This window comes from Nonomuraea sp. NPDC048892, from assembly GCF_040649735.1.
In the GTDB taxonomy this organism is placed as follows: Bacteria; Actinomycetota; Actinomycetes; order Streptosporangiales; family Streptosporangiaceae; genus Nonomuraea; species Nonomuraea maheshkhaliensis.
In genome coordinates this window covers 387811-403093 of record NZ_JBEZFZ010000001.1, presented here as the reverse complement: position 1 = coordinate 403093, position 15283 = coordinate 387811, and the positions used below count along the sequence as shown (strand labels likewise).

The 15283-nt window shown below is 70.3% G+C and carries 18 protein-coding genes; 12 read left to right on the top strand and 6 right to left on the bottom strand.

Going from position 1 to position 15283, the window contains the following annotated elements; all coding sequences use genetic code 11:
• Nucleotides 1–298 precede the first annotated feature (298 nt).
• The 5 genes from AB0C28_RS01950 (at nt 299) to AB0C28_RS01930 (ending at nt 4231) form a co-directional block, all read left to right on the top strand.
• A complete protein-coding gene (locus AB0C28_RS01950) occupies nt 299–649 on the top strand; it encodes a YbaB/EbfC family nucleoid-associated protein (RefSeq protein WP_192788958.1) in 351 nt (116 codons plus the stop codon).
• 2 nt (nt 650–651) lie between these two features.
• Nucleotides 652–1251, top strand: coding sequence for a recombination mediator RecR (gene recR, locus AB0C28_RS01945; RefSeq protein ID WP_344488129.1), 600 nt, complete (start codon nt 652–654; stop codon nt 1249–1251).
• Complete coding sequence (locus AB0C28_RS01940) at nt 1244–1774, top strand: DUF5063 domain-containing protein (RefSeq protein ID WP_106242963.1); 531 nt, start codon at nt 1244–1246, stop codon at nt 1772–1774. The genes recR and AB0C28_RS01940 overlap by 8 nt, the downstream gene beginning before the upstream one ends.
• A gap of 124 nt (nt 1775–1898) precedes the next feature.
• Nucleotides 1899–3173, top strand: a complete 1275-nt coding sequence (locus AB0C28_RS01935; RefSeq protein WP_346101645.1) for an aspartate kinase — start codon at nt 1899–1901, stop codon at nt 3171–3173.
• Complete coding sequence (locus AB0C28_RS01930) at nt 3170–4231, top strand: aspartate-semialdehyde dehydrogenase (protein ID WP_357839885.1); 1062 nt, start codon at nt 3170–3172, stop codon at nt 4229–4231. The genes AB0C28_RS01935 and AB0C28_RS01930 overlap by 4 nt, the downstream gene beginning before the upstream one ends.
• A 75-nt stretch (nt 4232–4306) precedes the next feature.
• Here the strand turns inward: AB0C28_RS01930 and AB0C28_RS01925 are convergent, their stop codons facing one another.
• A complete protein-coding gene (locus AB0C28_RS01925) occupies nt 4307–5452 on the bottom strand; it encodes a hypothetical protein (RefSeq protein ID WP_358072742.1) in 1146 nt (381 codons plus the stop codon).
• A 156-nt stretch (nt 5453–5608) separates the two neighbouring features.
• Here AB0C28_RS01925 and AB0C28_RS01920 point away from each other — a divergent pair, with 156 nt between their 5' ends.
• From AB0C28_RS01920 to AB0C28_RS01905, 4 genes are all read left to right on the top strand, one after another.
• Entirely contained in the window at nt 5609–6277 is a 669-nt protein-coding gene (locus AB0C28_RS01920; protein ID WP_346101640.1) for a TetR family transcriptional regulator, read from the top strand.
• Nucleotides 6278–6364: 87 nt separating this feature from the next.
• The gene (locus AB0C28_RS01915) at nt 6365–7324 is read left to right on the top strand and encodes an LLM class F420-dependent oxidoreductase (protein WP_357839891.1); all 960 of its coding nucleotides are present in this window, start codon (nt 6365–6367) and stop codon (nt 7322–7324) included.
• Nucleotides 7325–7338: 14 nt separating this feature from the next.
• Nucleotides 7339–8757: an amidase family protein gene (locus AB0C28_RS01910; RefSeq protein ID WP_357839894.1), complete on the top strand. Its 1419-nt coding sequence runs from the start codon at nt 7339–7341 to the stop codon at nt 8755–8757.
• 100 nt (nt 8758–8857) lie between these two features.
• Complete coding sequence (locus tag AB0C28_RS01905; RefSeq protein WP_357839897.1) at nt 8858–9217, top strand: YkvA family protein; 360 nt, start codon at nt 8858–8860, stop codon at nt 9215–9217.
• Here AB0C28_RS01905 and AB0C28_RS01900 read toward each other — a convergent pair.
• The 4 genes from AB0C28_RS01900 to AB0C28_RS01885 form a co-directional block, all read right to left on the bottom strand.
• Nucleotides 9214–10410, bottom strand: a complete 1197-nt coding sequence (locus AB0C28_RS01900) for an amidohydrolase family protein (RefSeq protein ID WP_358072740.1) — start codon at nt 10408–10410, stop codon at nt 9214–9216. The two genes, AB0C28_RS01905 and AB0C28_RS01900, sit on opposite strands and share 4 nt — an antisense overlap.
• A 153-nt stretch (nt 10411–10563) precedes the next feature.
• A complete protein-coding gene (locus tag AB0C28_RS01895; protein ID WP_357839903.1) occupies nt 10564–11307 on the bottom strand; it encodes a tyrosine-protein phosphatase in 744 nt (247 codons plus the stop codon).
• Nucleotides 11308–11317: 10 nt separating this feature from the next.
• Nucleotides 11318–12118, bottom strand: a complete 801-nt coding sequence (locus tag AB0C28_RS01890) for an SURF1 family protein (RefSeq protein WP_358072738.1) — start codon at nt 12116–12118, stop codon at nt 11318–11320.
• A gap of 47 nt (nt 12119–12165) precedes the next feature.
• The gene (locus AB0C28_RS01885) at nt 12166–12645 is read right to left on the bottom strand and encodes a helix-turn-helix domain-containing protein (protein WP_357839910.1); all 480 of its coding nucleotides are present in this window, start codon (nt 12643–12645) and stop codon (nt 12166–12168) included.
• Nucleotides 12646–12703: 58 nt separating this feature from the next.
• On the opposite strand from AB0C28_RS01885, the gene AB0C28_RS01880 reads away from it, so the two are divergent.
• The 3 genes from AB0C28_RS01880 to AB0C28_RS01870 are packed head-to-tail and all read left to right on the top strand — an operon-like array spanning nt 12704 to nt 14808.
• Nucleotides 12704–13219 (top strand): GNAT family N-acetyltransferase, encoded by a 516-nt coding sequence (locus AB0C28_RS01880; RefSeq protein WP_357839913.1) that lies wholly within the window; start codon nt 12704–12706, stop codon nt 13217–13219.
• Entirely contained in the window at nt 13216–13815 is a 600-nt protein-coding gene (locus tag AB0C28_RS01875) for a TetR/AcrR family transcriptional regulator (protein WP_357839916.1), read from the top strand. The genes AB0C28_RS01880 and AB0C28_RS01875 overlap by 4 nt, the downstream gene beginning before the upstream one ends.
• 33 nt (nt 13816–13848) lie before the next feature.
• The gene (locus AB0C28_RS01870; RefSeq protein ID WP_358072736.1) at nt 13849–14808 is read left to right on the top strand and encodes an NAD(P)-dependent oxidoreductase; all 960 of its coding nucleotides are present in this window, start codon (nt 13849–13851) and stop codon (nt 14806–14808) included.
• Nucleotides 14809–14858: 50 nt separating this feature from the next.
• On the opposite strand, the gene AB0C28_RS01865 is transcribed toward AB0C28_RS01870, so the two are convergent.
• The gene (locus tag AB0C28_RS01865) at nt 14859–15161 is read right to left on the bottom strand and encodes a hypothetical protein (protein ID WP_346101628.1); all 303 of its coding nucleotides are present in this window, start codon (nt 15159–15161) and stop codon (nt 14859–14861) included.
• Nucleotides 15162–15283 lie beyond the last annotated feature (122 nt).

The following is a 15283-nucleotide window of genomic DNA, read 5'->3' as shown; positions in this document are numbered from 1 at the left end:
CCGCTCCGCCGGCGTGGTGGCCGGGTCTCGGACGCTGGAGGGGGGCCGAGATCCGGCCAGAACCGCGCCCGGCGGCGACGCCGGAGCACGTCAGAACACGCCGACGCGGGTCGGACCGCGGACGCGAGAGCCGTGCCGGGCGGCGGGAATCCCCCGTCCGGGACGGCCCACGGAGGCGGGGCGACCACCCCGGGCGAGGCCCGGGCAGGAAACAGGGGGACACCCCAGTACATGACGCCGCCCAAACACCGTAGGCTCGTGGCAGTCAAGAACGCGGAGCCACGAGGAGCGCACGACGGTGAACCCAGGGGATGTCAACCTGCAGCAGCTGCTGGAGCAGGCCCAGCTCATGCAGCAGCAGCTTGTGAGCGCCCAGCAGGAGCTCAACGATGCGCAGATCGAGGGCTCATCGGGCGGTGGCCTGGTCACGGCCGTCGTCAACGGCTCCGGCGAGCTGCTCGAACTCAAGATCGACCCGAGCGTGATCGACTCCGGCGACGCGCAGGACACCGCGGACACGATCGCCGACCTGGTGATCGCCGCGGTTCGCGACGCGGTGCGCGCGGCCGCCGACCTGCAGCAGGAGAAGCTCGGCCCGCTGGCCCAGGGGCTGGGTGGCGGCGGCCTCGGACAGTTGCCAGGGTTCTAGGCATGTACGAAGGGGTCGTCCAGAACCTGATCGACGAGCTGGGGCTGCTGCCCGGCGTCGGTCCCAAGAGCGCGCAGCGGATCGCGTTCCACCTCCTGGCGGCCGATCCCGCCGACGTCAAGCGGCTGGCGCACGCGTTGCTGGAGGTCAAGGAGAAGGTCCGCTTCTGCCGGGTCTGCGGCAACGTGGCCGCCGAGGAGGAGTGCCGCATCTGCCGCGACACCCGCCGCGACACGCATGTCATCTGCGTGGTCGAGGAGTCGAAGGACGTCGTCGCGATCGAGAAGACGCGCGAGTTCAGGGGCACTTATCACGTGCTCGGCGGCGCGATCAGCCCGATCGACGGCGTCGGCCCCGATGACCTGCGCATCCGCGAGCTCATGACACGCCTCGCCGACGGCCGTGTCACCGAGCTCATCCTCGCCACAGACCCTAATCTCGAAGGCGAGGCGACGGCTACCTACCTCGCCCGTCTGGTCAAGCCGATGGGCATCAAAGTGACACGACTGGCCAGCGGTCTGCCTGTGGGCGGTGACCTCGAATACGCCGACGAGGTGACCTTGGGCCGCGCGTTCGAAGGACGGAGGCTGCTGGATGTCTGACCAGTGGAGCACGCTGGCGGAAGAGATCGCCGCGCACGCACAGAACTACGTGGACGGCCTGACCCGCATGGCGGGTGGCGAGGGCGGTGACGCCATCTGGTCGATCCTGCTGGTGGAGGTCGCGCAGGTGAGCCTGGCGGGGGCCAAACTCGGCGCCAACCAGGACGTCATCCTGGCCGGCAACTACGAGCCGCCGATGAGCGAGGATCCCGACATCGACGGGGTGCGCACGGCGCTGGCCGAGCGGCTGGAGGCGGTCGACGACTACGCCGAGGTGTTCGACCCGTACAAGGACACCGGCGTCACGGCGTACCGGCTGTCCGACGACCTGACCGCGGTCGCGGCCGACCTCATCCACGGGCTGCGCCACTATCACGCGGGCCGGCCGCACGAGGCGCTGTGGTGGTGGCAGTACTCCTACTTCAACACCTGGGGCAACCACGCGGGCGCCGCGATGCGCGCGCTGCAGGCCCTGGCCGCGCACTCGCGGCTCGACGTGGCGGAGGAAGCGACCACCGTCTGATCGCGCGCCCGGTCCGCGCCCACCGTCCGGTCCCACGTCCGATCCCACATAGTGGTACGAGCCATCGGGCGCATGAGAGGCCCCAAGTAGACTGGCACCTCACAGTCCAGACCGGGAGACTCTCGTGGCACTCGTTGTGCAAAAGTACGGTGGTTCGTCCGTCGCCGACGCGTCCTGCATCAAGCGGGTGGCGCAGCGGATCGTCGCGACGAAAAAAGCCGGCAACGACGTGGTCGTGATCGTCTCCGCGATGGGTGACACGACGGACGAGCTGCTCGACCTGGCCGAGCAGGTGTCGCCGCTGCCTCCTGGCCGCGAGCTCGACATGCTGCTGACCTCGGGCGAGCGCATCTCCATGGCCCTACTGGCGATGGCGATCGCCAACCTCGGCCACGAGGCGCGCTCGTTCACCGGCTCGCAGGCGGGCGTGATCACCGACTCCACCCACGGCAAGGCGCGCATCATCGACGTGACGCCGAGCCGCATCCGGGAGGCGATCGACCAGGGCCACATCGCGATCGTGGCCGGCTTCCAGGGCGTCTCGCAGGACACCAAAGACATCACCACGCTCGGCCGGGGTGGCTCCGACACCACGGCCGTGGCGCTGGCGGCGGCGCTCGACGCCGACGTGTGCGAGATCTTCACCGACGTCGACGGCATCTTCACCGCCGATCCGCGCATCGTGCCCGCGGCCCGCCAGATCCCCAAGATCTCTTACGACGAGATGATGGAGATGGCGGCCTGCGGCGCGAAGATTCTGCACCTGCGCTGCGTCGAATACGCTCGCCGTTTCAACCTGCCGATTCACGTACGCAGCTCTTTCAGCATGAAGGAAGGCACGTGGGTCGTCTCCGACCCTTACACCGAAGGAACCGAGATGGAGCAGCCGATCATCTCCGGCGTCGCGCACGACCGGAGCGAGGCCAAGATCACTGTTGTCGGGGTCCCCGACAAGGTCGGCGAGGCTGCCTCGATCTTCAAAACGCTGGCCGACGCCGAGATCAACATTGACATGATCGTGCAGAACGTCTCGGCCGCGGCCACGGGCCGCACCGACATCTCCTTCACGCTGCCCACGGCCGACAGCCAGACGGCCCTGACGTCGCTGAAGAAGATCCAGCCCACGATCGGGTTCGAGTCGCTGCTGTTCGACGACCAGATCGGGAAGGTGTCGCTGATCGGCGCGGGCATGCGCTCGCACCCCGGCGTCACCGCGACGTTCTTCGCGGCCCTCGCCGACGCGGGGGTCAACATCGAGATGATCTCCACCTCGGAGATCCGCATCTCAGTGGTCGTCGAGCAGGACGGTGTCGACGCGGCCGTGGCGGCCGCCCACCGGGCCTTCAATCTCGACGCCGACCAGGTCGAAGCCGTGGTGTACGGAGGTTCAGGACGATGAGCAAGAGGCCGAGTCTGGCTCTGATCGGCGCGACCGGCGCCGTGGGCACCGTCATGCGCGACATCGTGTCGACGCGGGCGGACATCTGGGGCGAGATCCGTCTCGTCGCCTCGCCGCGTTCGGCGGGCAAGGTGCTGCGCGTACGCGATGAGGACGTTGTGGTGCAGGCGCTGGCGCCCGAGGTGTTCGACGGCATCGACGTGGCCATCTTCGACGTGCCCGACGAGGTGTCGGCCGTCTGGGTGCCGATCGCGGCCGAGCGCGGCGCGATCGCCATCGACAAGTCGGGCACGTTCCGCATGGAGCCCGACGTGCCGCTGGTCGTACCCGAGGTCAACCCCCTCGACGCGCGCGACCGGCCGCGCAACATCATCTCGACCCCCAACTGCACCACGCTGTCGATGATGGCGGCCATGGGCGCGCTGCACGCCGAGTTCACCCTCACCGAGCTGGTCGTCGCCTCCTACCAGGCGGTGTCAGGGGCCGGGGTGGCGGGTTCTGCGCGGCTCTACGACGAGATCGAGGCGCTGGCGGGCGACCGTACGATCGGGCAGAGCGTCGGTGACGTACGCAAGGTGCTGGCCAACAAGCTGCCGGAGGAGTCGCCGTTCCCCGCGCCCATCGCGTTCAACGTGGTGCCGTGGGCGGGTTCCGCCAAGGCCGACGGATGGGCCTCCGAGGAGCTCAAGCTGCGCAACGAGTCCCGCAAGATCCTCGGCATTCCGGAGCTGAAGGTCTCCGCGACCTGCGTCCGCGTGCCGGTGATCACCACGCACTCGCTGGCCGTGCACGCGCGGTTCGAGCGCGAGATCACGGTCGCCGAGGCGCACCGCGTGCTGGAGGCGGCGCCGACGGTGGTGCTCATGGACGACCCGGCCAACGGGGTCTACCCGACGCCCATCGACGTGGTCGGCACCGACCCGACCTACGTGGGCCGTGTCCGTCAGGCGATCGACTTCCCCAACACGCTCGACCTGTTCGTCTGCGGTGACAACCTGCGCAAGGGCGCGGCGCTCAACGCGGCGGAGATCGCCGAGCTGGTGGCGGCCGAGTTCTAGAGAATGTCCGAGTTGTGGCGCCGTGCGGTCCGTGCGGCGCCACACTTGTGTGCGGGGCACGGACGGCGGGCTCTGTCACCGGAAGAGGATGTCCCAGTGGTCGCTCTCGTCGTAGAACGTGGTGCCGGAGTCTGACTTGTAGATCCGGGCTCCGTCGCTCCGCACCCCGACCTTTTCATGATTTTTCGTGATGTGCCGGTCGATGCAGGCATTGTGGGAGATGTCGAGCTTGTAGCCGTTCCCGTGGCTGAAGTGGCCCGAGGCGTGGCCCCGCTCGGTGCCGCCGGTCACCATGATCGGGCAGCCGCTCTCGCGCTTCAGCTGGATCACCTTGGCGATGGTCCCGGTCCGCACCCGGTCGAGTGACGTGCAGTGGTGCTTGTGCTTGCTGGTGCAGTTGCCGGTCGACCGCGTCCGCAGCCCGGCGCTGTCCAGCCAGCCCTGGGCGGTCGCGTGCGACATGTGCACGGCGGCCGTGCGCGGCAGGACCCGCGTCAGATCGACCTGAGCGCGCCTGTGGGCGACGTGGGACCGCGTACGGGGCATCTTGGCCACTCCGGTGCGTACGTGGCGCTTGGCCGCCTTCGTGGCCGAGGACCGCGTCCTGGCCTTCTCGGCGCGGGCCACGTCCTTGCGCGGGCGAACCAGCGCGTCGGCGGCCGGCCGGTGCTCGAACGCCGCCCACGACCGGTCAGGAAGGACCCGGTCCAGGTCGTCCCAGCCCTCGTGCGCCCCGTCAGTGTTCGTCCAGTCGTCCGTCCAGTCGTCCGTCCGGTCCACATGTGCCTGGTCGGTACGGGGCCCGTCCATGAGTGGCGAGTCCGTACGAGAGTCCAGGAGTGGCGAGTCCGTACGGCGCCTGTTCAGACGCGGCGCGTCCGTACGGGATCCGTCCATGAGCGAGTGTGTACGGGCCGCGGGCCGGCGGGTGCCGAGCCTGGGCCAGCCACGCCTGGCATCGAGCTTCTCCCGGCCGAGTGCGAACCGATCGAGGACCCAGGCGTCGGCCTGATGCGGCCCCACCTCGTACGGGTCGGCGAAGACGGCGGCCACCGCAGGGGCGTCCTCCCATGTGTGCTGCCCGACCTCGTACAAGCTGCCCTGGACCGGTGACCCTTCGGGGTGGGTGGCGGCGGAGGCGGCCGAGGCCAGCGCGATTATGGTGATCTCAATGCCGAGGAGCGCGACCACGATCAGCCGCACAGTTCCACGTATCCACATGTCGATGCCTTTTCGCGGAAATAGCCCTTCCGCCTGAAACGACAATCCCACCTTTCACAGGAGATAACTCATCCCGCGAGGGCAACTTTGCCTTGTGGCGGTGATCACCGTGCGGCTGCATGACCTAACCTCGCTCGACGACGTAAAGTGACGGACGTGTCCGAAGCCCGAAACCGCGGAGCGGAGAGCACCCGAGAGGTCATCGTCGAGACGGCGTTGCGACTGTTCAGGGAGCGCGGCTTCGACGCGACCACGATGCGTGCCATCGCCGCCGAGGCGGGGGTTTCCGTGGGTAACGCCTACTACTACTTCGACAGCAAGGAAGCGTTGATCCAGGCGTACTACGACCGCGCCCAGGCCGAGCACGAGGCGGCCTGCCGGGATTTCCTGGCCACGGAGCAGGCGTTCGCGGCCAGGTTGAGCGGGGTGTTGCGCGAGTGGGTGCGCGTCTCGGAGCCGTACCACGAGTTCGCGGTGAAGTTCTTCAAGCACGCGGCCGAGCCGACCAACCCGCTCAGCCCGTTCAGCAAGCACTCCTCGCCGGCGCGTGAGGCGTCCATCGCCATCTACCGGCAGGTCGTCGAGGGCTCGCGCGACCGGATGAACGCCGAGCTGCGCGAGGAGCTGCCCGAGCTGCTCTGGCTGCTGTCGATGGGCATGGTGCTGTTCTGGGTGCACGACACCTCGCCGGGCTGCGAGCGCACCTACCGCCTGATCGACGTGACGGTGCCGCTGGTGGACCGGCTGGTCGGGCTGTCGCACCTGCCGGGCCTGCGCGGGATCACGAAGGACTTCATCGCGGCGGTTCACGAGTTGCGCGCCTAAAGCGGGCCGCGTCTGGAGCGGGTTGTGCGCCTGGAGTGCATACCGGTCGGTTGGTAGGTTTGGTCTCCGACGATCTGGAGGCCGGACATGACGCAGAGCTGGGGCATGACGATCCCCTTCTACGACCGTTCACTGAGCAATTCGCAGGATCTGATCGCCCAGTTGCCGCAGCTCGGCTACACCGATGCGTGGTCGGCCGAGGTCAACGGCGTCGACGGCTTCGTGCCGCTGGCGATGGCCGCGCAGTGGGCGCCGGGCCTGCGGCTGGGCAGCGCCATCGTGCCGGTCTCGACACGCGGGCCCGGCCTGCTCGCCATGTCGGCGGCGACGCTGGCCGATCTGGCGCCGGGACGGTTCACGCTCGGCATCGGCGCCTCCTCGCCGGCGATCGTCGAGCGCTGGAACGCCGGCACGTTCGCCAAGCCCTACGCGCGCACCCGTGACACGCTGCGGTTCCTCAAACGGGCCCTGGCGGGGGAGAAGGTCTCGGAGAAGTACGAGACGTTCGAGATCAAGGGCTTCAAGCTGGAACGGGCGCCGAAGACGCCGCCGAAGATCGTGCTGGCGGCGCTGCGGCCGAGGATGTTGCGCCTGGCCGCCGAGGAGGCCGACGGCGCCATCACCAACTGGCTCTCGCCCGCCGACGTACGCAAGGTGCGCGCGGAGATCGGCCCCGATACCGAGCTGATCGCGCGCCTGTTCGTCTGCGTGGACGAGGACACCGAACGCGTGCGCGCGACCGCCAGGTGGATGCTGGCCAGCTACCTGACCGTCCCGGTGTACGCCGCCTTCCACGACTGGCTCGGCCGGGGCGAGGTGCTGCGCCCGATGCACGAGGCGTGGGCGGCGGGAGACCGGCAGGCGGCGCTCAAGGCCATTCCCGACGAGGTGGTCGACTCCCTCGTCGTCCACGGCGACGCCGCCACCTGCCGGGCCAGGATCAGCGAATACGTGGCCAACGGTCTCGACACCCCCGTACTCGCCCCCATCCCGGGCGGCGATGTCCCCATCGACCAGGCGGTACGCGAACTGGCTCCGGAGCGGTGAACGGGGAGGTGAACATGAACGAGTTGCTCAGACTGGACGCGATCGGGCAGGCCGAGGCCGTCAGGCGGGGTGAGGTGTCGGCGCGCGAGCTCGCCGAGGCCGCCATCGCGCGCATCGAGGCCGCCGACGGCGAGCTGAACGCGGTCGTCCACCGCCGCTTCGAGCGCGCGCTGGCCGAGATCGACGCCATCCCGGCCGGGGCGCCGTTCCGCGGGGTGCCGATCCTGCTCAAGGACCTGGGCTGGCGGGAGGCGGGCGAGCCGTACAGCGCGGGCTCGGCGGTACGCGACGGCGTCGAGGACGCCGGTGACGACCACGGCGTCGTACGGCTGCGCGAGGCCGGCTTCGTGCTGCTCGGGCGGACCAACACCCCGGAGTTCGGCAGCACGATCACCACGGAGCCGGTGGCGTTCGGGGCGACGCGGAACCCGTACGATCCGGCGTACTCGGCGGGCGGTTCCAGCGGCGGCTCGGCCGCGGCGGTGGCGGCCGGGATGGTCGCGCTGGCCACGGCCAGCGACGGCGGCGGGTCGATCCGCATCCCCGCCTCCATGTGCGGCCTGGTGGGGCTCAAGCCGGCGCGGGGCCGCGTCAGCCTGGGACCGGCCCTCGGGGAGGGGTGGAGCGGGTTCTCCACCCCCGGCTTCGTCACCAGGACCGTCAGGGACGCCGCGGCGGCGCTCGACCTGATCTCCGGCTTCCGCCCTGGCGACCCGTACACCGCTCCCGCCCTGCCCGGCAGCCTCGCCGACGAGGTGGGCCGCGAGCCGGGACGGCTGCGGATCGGGTTCCTCACCACGCACCCCAGGGGCGACGTGCCGCCGGAGCCCGAGCTGACCGAGGCCGTCACCGCGACCGCCGCGCTGCTGGAGTCGCTCGGCCACGACGTGGCCCCTGGCGGCCCTGAGGCGCTCGGCGAGCCCGCCTTCCCCCGTCACTTCGGGGCGGTCGTGGCCGGCAACCTGGCCGCCCACGTGGCCGGTCTGGGCGAGCTGCGCGGCAAGCCGGTGCGGCCGGAGGAGCTGGAGGTGCGCAACGCCGCCATGGCGCAGGCGGGGCGCGAGCGCGGCGCCGCCGACCACATCCTGTCGCTGCAGTGGCTGGACGGCTTCCGCCGCCGCATGGCCGCCTGGTGGAGCGAGGGACACGACCTGCTGGTGGTGCCGTCGCTGGGCGTGGCGCCGTTCCCGCTGGGCTGGATCCCGCCCGACGACCTCAGCACCGCCTTCGGCCGGACCACGCGGGCGGTGGCCTACACCTCGCCGTTCAACGCGACGGGCCAGCCGTCGGTGTCGCTGCCGCTGCACAGGACCGGCGCGGGGCTGCCGGTGGGGGTGCAGCTCGTGGCCGCCGCCGGCCGGGAGGACCTGCTGGTACGGGTGGCGGCGCAGATCGAGCGGGCCAGGCCGTTCGAACACGCGGCCCTTCCCTAGACAGCCCGGGCTGATCGGGCCTGTGGCACTTTTCCAGGGCAGGAACCCCTGGCCCTTTCGACGCGTTATGTCGTGAAGAGCCGGGGGTAGGGGGAAGCACATGATGGCGAAGGCAGCACGGGCGGCGGCGGCGTGGAAGACCTACCGCGAGGTGACCAAGCCCGGGTCGCCCAAACTGATGACCAGGGTCCGGGCCATCCCGCGGATGGTCGGCGCGGTGATGCGCGGCCAGTACACCGGCATGGGCAAGGGCAAGCTCGCCCTGATGGGCATGGGCGTGGTCTACCTCGTCTCACCGATCGACGTGATCCCCGACTTCCTCATGCTGATCGGGGTGGCCGACGACTTCGGCGTGTTCCTGTGGCTCATGGCCTCGCTGCTCGGTGAGAGCGGGCGTTATGTGCACCATGAGCACACGGTCATCCAGGCCCCGGTGAAGGGACAGGTGGAGGGAGGCTAGATCTCCTCCATCCGCAGCCAGGCGCGTGACGGCAGCGGATGCCCGAACAGGCGGGCGGCGTTGCCGTAGGCGACCCTGGCGATGTCGGCGGGCGGCAGCGTGCCGAGGTTGCGGGCGACCGACTGCTGCGTGTCGGGCCAGGTGGAGTCGGAGTGGGGATAGCCGCTCTCCTGCAGCACGTGGTCGAGGCCGACGGCGAGCCGCACGCCCGACAGCGCGTGGTCGTCGAGCGTGCCGAAGAAGAAGTTGCGGCGCAGCACCTCGCTGGGCTTGAGCCCGCCCTCCCACTGCGCCTCGCCGGCGACCGGGTGGTCGAGGGCGTAGTCGGCGCGCTCGGCCAGCATCGGCAGCCAGCCCACGCCGCCCTCGACGATGAGGATGCGCAGCGACGGGAAGCGCAGCGGCAGCCCCGACCACAGCCAGTCGGCGCAGGCGAACATGGCGCTGGTCGGCATCAGCGTGGTGATGGCCTCGATGGGCGTGTCGGGCGAGGGCACGGGCGACCACGACGCGTCGCCGGTGTGCAGGCACACCACGGTGCCGGTCTCCTCGCAGGCGGCGAAGAACGGGTCCCAGTGGCCCGAGTGGATCGAGGGCAGCCGCAGCCGCGTGGGGAACTCGGGGAAGACCACGGCCTTGAAACCCCTGGCGGCGTTGGCCCTGATCTCCTTGGCGGCCACGTCGGGATCGGGCAGCCACGGGAGCTGCAGGCCGATGATCCGCTCGGGGTAGGTGCCCGCCCAGACCTCGATGTGCCAGTCGTTCCACGCCTTGACCAGGGCCAGGCCGAGCTCCTGGTCGCGAGTCCTGGCGAACGGCATGCCGGACTGCCCGGCCAGCATGCCGGGGAAGCAGAGCGCGGCCCAGATGCCCGCGGTCTCCATGTCCTGGACGCGGGCCTCGATGTCGTGGCATCCGGGACGCATCTGCTCGAACCGCACGGGGTCGAGCGTCCACTGCTCACGGGGGAGCCCGGCGCCCACGTCGATGCCGGCGCACGGGTAGGTGGCGCCGCTGTAGCGCCAGACCTGGTGACCCGCCTCCGTCTCCACGACCTTGGGCGCGGCCTCGGCGTATTTCTCGGGCAGCCGGCCTTCGAACAGGTCGGGCGGCTCGATCAGGTGATCGTCAGCTGAGATGATCACATAGTCGCGCCGCCTGGGGTCAGGGTCGGGGAGCAGCGGCGTAGTCACGCACGTAACCGTACGACGGCCGGATAACGTCGAACAAGCTGCGACGTATCCGTTGGGTCTCCGAGAGGGTTGACCCGGGACCGCCGGGAGGGGGATGGCTGGCGATCCCGGGAGTGGGAAGGCCCGATCGCGCAGGACGGACCCGGTGGGCCACTACCCCTCCTTCGCCTGATCAGTCAGCAGATGGGCGCGAAGTTCGGCTATCGTGGTGGAGGATAGCTGGAGCTCCTGGCGTACGTACTGCTCGATCGAGCCGTGCCGCGCGGTGAGATCGGTGAGGAAATGCCGCATCGCCTCCGCCGGCGCGAGCCCGAATCCGGGCCACAGTGGCGCGCCCGGATGCCGTCTGGTCCAGTCGGCCACGAAGCGCTCTGTGGCCAGCCCGGTGAGCGCGTAGTCCGCCACGATGTCGCTCTCGCTCACCCCCGCCAGCGACAGCACCAGCGCGGCCAGCACGCCGGTGCGGTCCTTCCCGGCGGCGCAGTGGATGACCACGGGGGCGTTGTCGGAGCGCGCGATCGTCTCAAGCGCGGTCCTGAGGTTCTGTACGCCGTCCTCGCTGATCTCCAGGTAGCGGTCGGCGAGGTAGCGGGCGACGCCGAGCTCCTCGTCGAACAGGTCCTTCTGCCAGCGGCGGCCCTCGATCGGCAGGTTCTGGTAGTGCTGTCCCTCGCTCTCGGGGACCCGCCCGGCCTTCTCGACCTCGTACGCGTGCCGCAGGTCGATGACACTGCGTACGCGCAGCGCCCGGAAGGTCGTCAGATCGTCTCCGTCCAGCCAGCCGAGCGAGTCGGCCCGGTAGAGCCGCTGCCACCTGACGGTGCGCCCGTCTTGGGTGGCATATCCACCTATGTCGCGGAAGTTGCAGAGATTGGTGAACTCAATGTGGCGGATCACCCTCCACACATTAATTGGCGGCCGTGGGCGCGTTCGAGGCGACAGGTGCCTCCTGCCCCTCCTGCGCCTTCCGTTCGGCCACCTCGCGCCGGATGAGCAGGATCCAGCCCCCCACCGCGATCCCGATGAACAGCCACCACTGCACGCCGTAGGCGAGGTTGAGCCCGCCGCCCGACCCGACGTCGGGCGCGGGCACCGGCGCGGGCGCCGCACTCGCCTCGGGCCGCTGCTCGGTGAGCTCGACGTAGCCGTCCACCAGCCGGTACGGGAGCCCCTGGCCGATCTTCCCGGCGTTGATCAGCAGCACCTGGCCCGGCGGCAGCCCGGGCCGCTCCCTGATGCCGCTGGACTCCTCGGTCTCGCTCGGCCGTAGCCGTCCGGTTACAGTTACCTGCCCGGCCGGCGGAGCCGGCACCTCGGGCGCGGCGTCGGCGGTGGCGCCGGCCGGCACCCAGCCCCGGTTCACGATCACGGCCGTGCCCGGGCCGGTGACGAGCGGGGTCAGCACGTAGTAGCCGTTGCGGCCCTCCTGCGGGCGGCGGCGCACGACGAGGGCGTGGCCCTGGTCGTACGTGCCCGCGACCGTGACCTTCCTGAACCGGTCGTCCTCCTTGACCGGCCGCCCGAGCGCCGCCAGCCGCTCCAGCGGCACGGGCGCGGCCTCGATGTTGGCGGTGACCCGCTCGCTGTTGGCCGAGCGCTCCTCGAAGCGCCCGAACTGCCAGCGCCCGAGGAACACGAAGGCCGGGATGACCAGCAGCACCACCACGTGGAGCGCGAGCCATCTGGGCGTCAGCAGGAACCGGTACACGCCTCCAAGGTTAGGCACCGGGGCCGGTGGTCCCGAACGCGACCTGCTCAGGCGCTCCTGCGGTCGGAGCCCTCGCCGAGCACCGGCGTCACCTCGCGCGGCCCGCCCACCTCGTGGCCGTCGGCGCAGCGGAAGCGCAGCTCGATCGGCGCGCCGCAGTCGCGGTGGGTGAGCAGCACTGGCGGCCCCTCGTCGCCCGCGAGGTATTTGTCCCCCCAGTGCATGAGCGCGACCAGCAGGGGATAGAGGTCGCGGCCCTTCTGGGTGAGCCGGTATTCGTCGCGCTTGCGCTGACCGGGCTCGCGGTAGGGCTCCTTGCGCAGCAGGCCCTCGTCGACCAGCCGGGCCAGGCGCGCGCTGAGCACCTGGCGGGGGGCGCCGGTGAGTGACTGCATGTCGGCGAACCTTCGCACGCCGTTGAACGCCTCGCGCAGCACCAGGAACGTCCACTTCTCTCCGACGACGTCCAGAGTGCGCTCTATCGAGCAGTTGTCCGCCCGGAGACCCATAGGGATCGGCACGTTCATCATCGCAGTATACCTGAGTTCGATTGACAGACTCAGCCTCGCCGGGCAGGCTGGGTCTATGTGTGGAACCCAGATCCGTCCGGCCCGCCCCGACGACGAGGAGCGGATCAGGCGCTTCCTGGCGGGGTTGTCGCTGCACACGCAGACGCTCCGGTTCTTCACCGGCGTCACCGTCCCCGCCGCCCCGCTGGTGCGGGCGCTGCTGGCGGTGGACGACCGCCGCGACGCGCTGGTCGTGACCACCGGCGAGGGGGAGATCATCGGCCATGCCATGAGCTACCGGGGCGGCTGCGCCGACGTGGAGATCGCCGTGGTGGTGACCGACGCGTGGCAGGGGCGCGGGCTCGGCCCCGAGCTGATCGCCGCGCTGCTGCTGAGGGCCTCGGTGAAGGGCGCGAAGACCGTGGGCATGGACGTGCTGGGCGAGAACCGGCGGGTGCTCAGGCTCATCCGCAGACTGTGGCCGCGGGCCACGATGAAGGTGAGTTCGGGTTCGGTGGAAGTGACCGCTACGATCGATGAGGCGGGCCTATTTGCGGAACAAGGTTCTGGTAGCACACCATTGACCGTGTGAAGAGTGTCAAGAACGGACGCGACGGCCGTACGCGCATCATCGAGGGCGCACTCCGCCGTTTCAGTCAGGACGGCGTCTCCGCCACCACCCTGGCCAGTCTCCGTGAGGAAAGCGGCGTCAGCGTCGGCAGCTTCTACCACCACTTCGCCAGCAAAGAGCACGTCTTCGGGGTCCTCTACGCCGAGATCCTCGACGCCTACCAGCGCGAGTTCCTCGCCGAGCTGGTCCGCCACGACGACGCCCGCGCCGGCATCGAGGCCATCGTCGCCTTCCACATGCGCTGGGCGGGCGAGCACCCCGAGCGGGCCCGGCTGCTGATCAGCGAGCGCCCGCCGCGCAAGCAGGAGCCTGGCGGCGCCGAGGTGGCCGAGGCGCGGCGCGCGTTCTTCCGCCAGGTCTCCGACTGGTGGCGGCCGCACATGAAGAACGGCCGGCTCCAGCCCGTCCACGCGACCATGTGCTACGTGCTGTGGCTGGGCCCCTCGCAGGAGATGTGCCGCCTGTGGTTCGCCGGCGCCCACACCCCCACCGACGAGGAGATCAAGGGTCTGGGCGAGGCCGCATGGCAGAGCCTGCGCCAGCGCGGGGAGCAATGATCTGAGCACCGTCTGTGGTGTTATTGTCCAAATGTGAGACGACCTCGGGCGCTGGTACTGCCCACCTTGCCGGAGAGCGCGCTCGCCCGCCTGGGCGAGATCGCCGACCTGACCGAGGCTCCCGCACGACCGAACCTCGGTTACACCGACGAGCAGCTGGCCGATCTGGTCATCGAGACCGGAGCCACCGTGCTCATCACCGACGGCGACCAGGTGCGCACGTCGGTGCTCGGGCTGCACCTGGACGTCGTGGCCACCATGGGGCCGCCCGCGAGCGTGGATCTGGACCTGGCCGCCGAACGCGGCGTGACCGTCCTGCACGCTCCCGCCCGCGATCCCGAGGCGGTGGCCGAGCTGACGCTGGCCCTGCTGTTCGCCGTCAGCAGGAACATCGTCATGGCCGACCGGGAGGTGCGGCGCGGCCGGGTCTACCAGGGCCGGGTCCCGCCCGCACAGCGCCACAGGGGCCGCCGGCTGAGCGGCAGGACCATCGGCATCGTGGGCCTCGGCCGCGTCGGCCGGGCCCTGCGCTGGCGCTGCGAGGGGCTGGGCATGCGGGTGATCGTCTGCGACCCGTTCGTGCCCGAGGCCACCCACTCGCTGCCGGCGCTGCTCGACGAGGCCGACGTGGTGTCGCTGCACCTACCGCTCACGGCCGAGACGAGGGGCTTCTTCGGCTACCCCGAGTTCGGCGCGATGCGCCAGGGCGCCGTCTACCTCAACACCTCACGCGGGGCGCTGCACGACCTGAAGGCGCTGGTCGACGCGCTGCGCTGGGGCCGGGTGGGCGGCGCAGGGCTCGACCACTTCGAAGGGGAGTGGCTCGACCGGGCCCATCCGCTGACCCGGCTGCCGAACGTGGTGCTGACGCCCCGGCTGGGCGACGCCACGGGCGAGAGCCGGGAGGAGCTGGCCGGGACCCTGGTGGAGGACATCGCCCGGCTGCTGCGCGGGGAGGAGCCCGCGCACGCGTACGCGCCGGCGACCGCGTAAGGCCCTCAGAGCGTCCGGCCGCCGCGAAAGGGCGGCCGGGAGACGGCGGGTCAGGCGGGCTGGCGCAGGCGCGTGGCCACGTGCCAGCTCGCCCGGTCGAGCGAGATGTCCAGCCGCAGATCGCCCCGCTGCCTGCGCAGGCCGGGGACGCGGAGCCGGTCGTGCACGTCGAACCTGCCCCGATGCGGATAGCCGAAGCCCAGCTCGCCGGGCAGCACCCGAAGGTCGTCGCGGTTGCCGCAGCGCGGGCACGTCCAGGAGACGAGGTCCATGCCCCGGTTGTAGTCGGAGCAGGCGTTGAAGTATTCGTCAGGACCGAAGCGGGACTCGCAGGCCAGGCATGGGATCAGCATGGGGCGCGCTCCTCGGGGTGACGTGCCGACACCGACAGTGATATCGCGCGCGGCTTGTCCCCCGCTTGCAGAACGCTTGGGTCCTTAAGTAACAGTATGAGCACTGTCGGTATCGGATCATG

What these genes read in the sequence shown, in the direction of transcription:
- recR (WP_344488129.1), top strand. Translation starts at nt 652, where the DNA reads ATGTACGAAGGGGTCGTCCAGAACCTGATCGACGAGCTGGGGCTGCTG.
- AB0C28_RS01940 (WP_106242963.1), top strand. Translation starts at nt 1,244, where the DNA reads ATGTCTGACCAGTGGAGCACGCTGGCGGAAGAGATCGCCGCGCACGCA.
- AB0C28_RS01930 (WP_357839885.1), top strand. Translation starts at nt 3,170, where the DNA reads ATGAGCAAGAGGCCGAGTCTGGCTCTGATCGGCGCGACCGGCGCCGTG.
- AB0C28_RS01925 (WP_358072742.1), bottom strand. Translation starts at nt 5,452, where the DNA reads ATGTGGATACGTGGAACTGTGCGGCTGATCGTGGTCGCGCTCCTCGGC.
- AB0C28_RS01915 (WP_357839891.1), top strand. Translation starts at nt 6,365, where the DNA reads ATGACGCAGAGCTGGGGCATGACGATCCCCTTCTACGACCGTTCACTG.
- AB0C28_RS01910 (WP_357839894.1), top strand. Translation starts at nt 7,339, where the DNA reads ATGAACGAGTTGCTCAGACTGGACGCGATCGGGCAGGCCGAGGCCGTC.
- AB0C28_RS01905 (WP_357839897.1), top strand. Translation starts at nt 8,858, where the DNA reads ATGATGGCGAAGGCAGCACGGGCGGCGGCGGCGTGGAAGACCTACCGC.
- AB0C28_RS01885 (WP_357839910.1), bottom strand. Translation starts at nt 12,645, where the DNA reads ATGAACGTGCCGATCCCTATGGGTCTCCGGGCGGACAACTGCTCGATA.
- AB0C28_RS01880 (WP_357839913.1), top strand. Translation starts at nt 12,704, where the DNA reads ATGTGTGGAACCCAGATCCGTCCGGCCCGCCCCGACGACGAGGAGCGG.
- AB0C28_RS01865 (WP_346101628.1), bottom strand. Translation starts at nt 15,161, where the DNA reads ATGCTGATCCCATGCCTGGCCTGCGAGTCCCGCTTCGGTCCTGACGAA.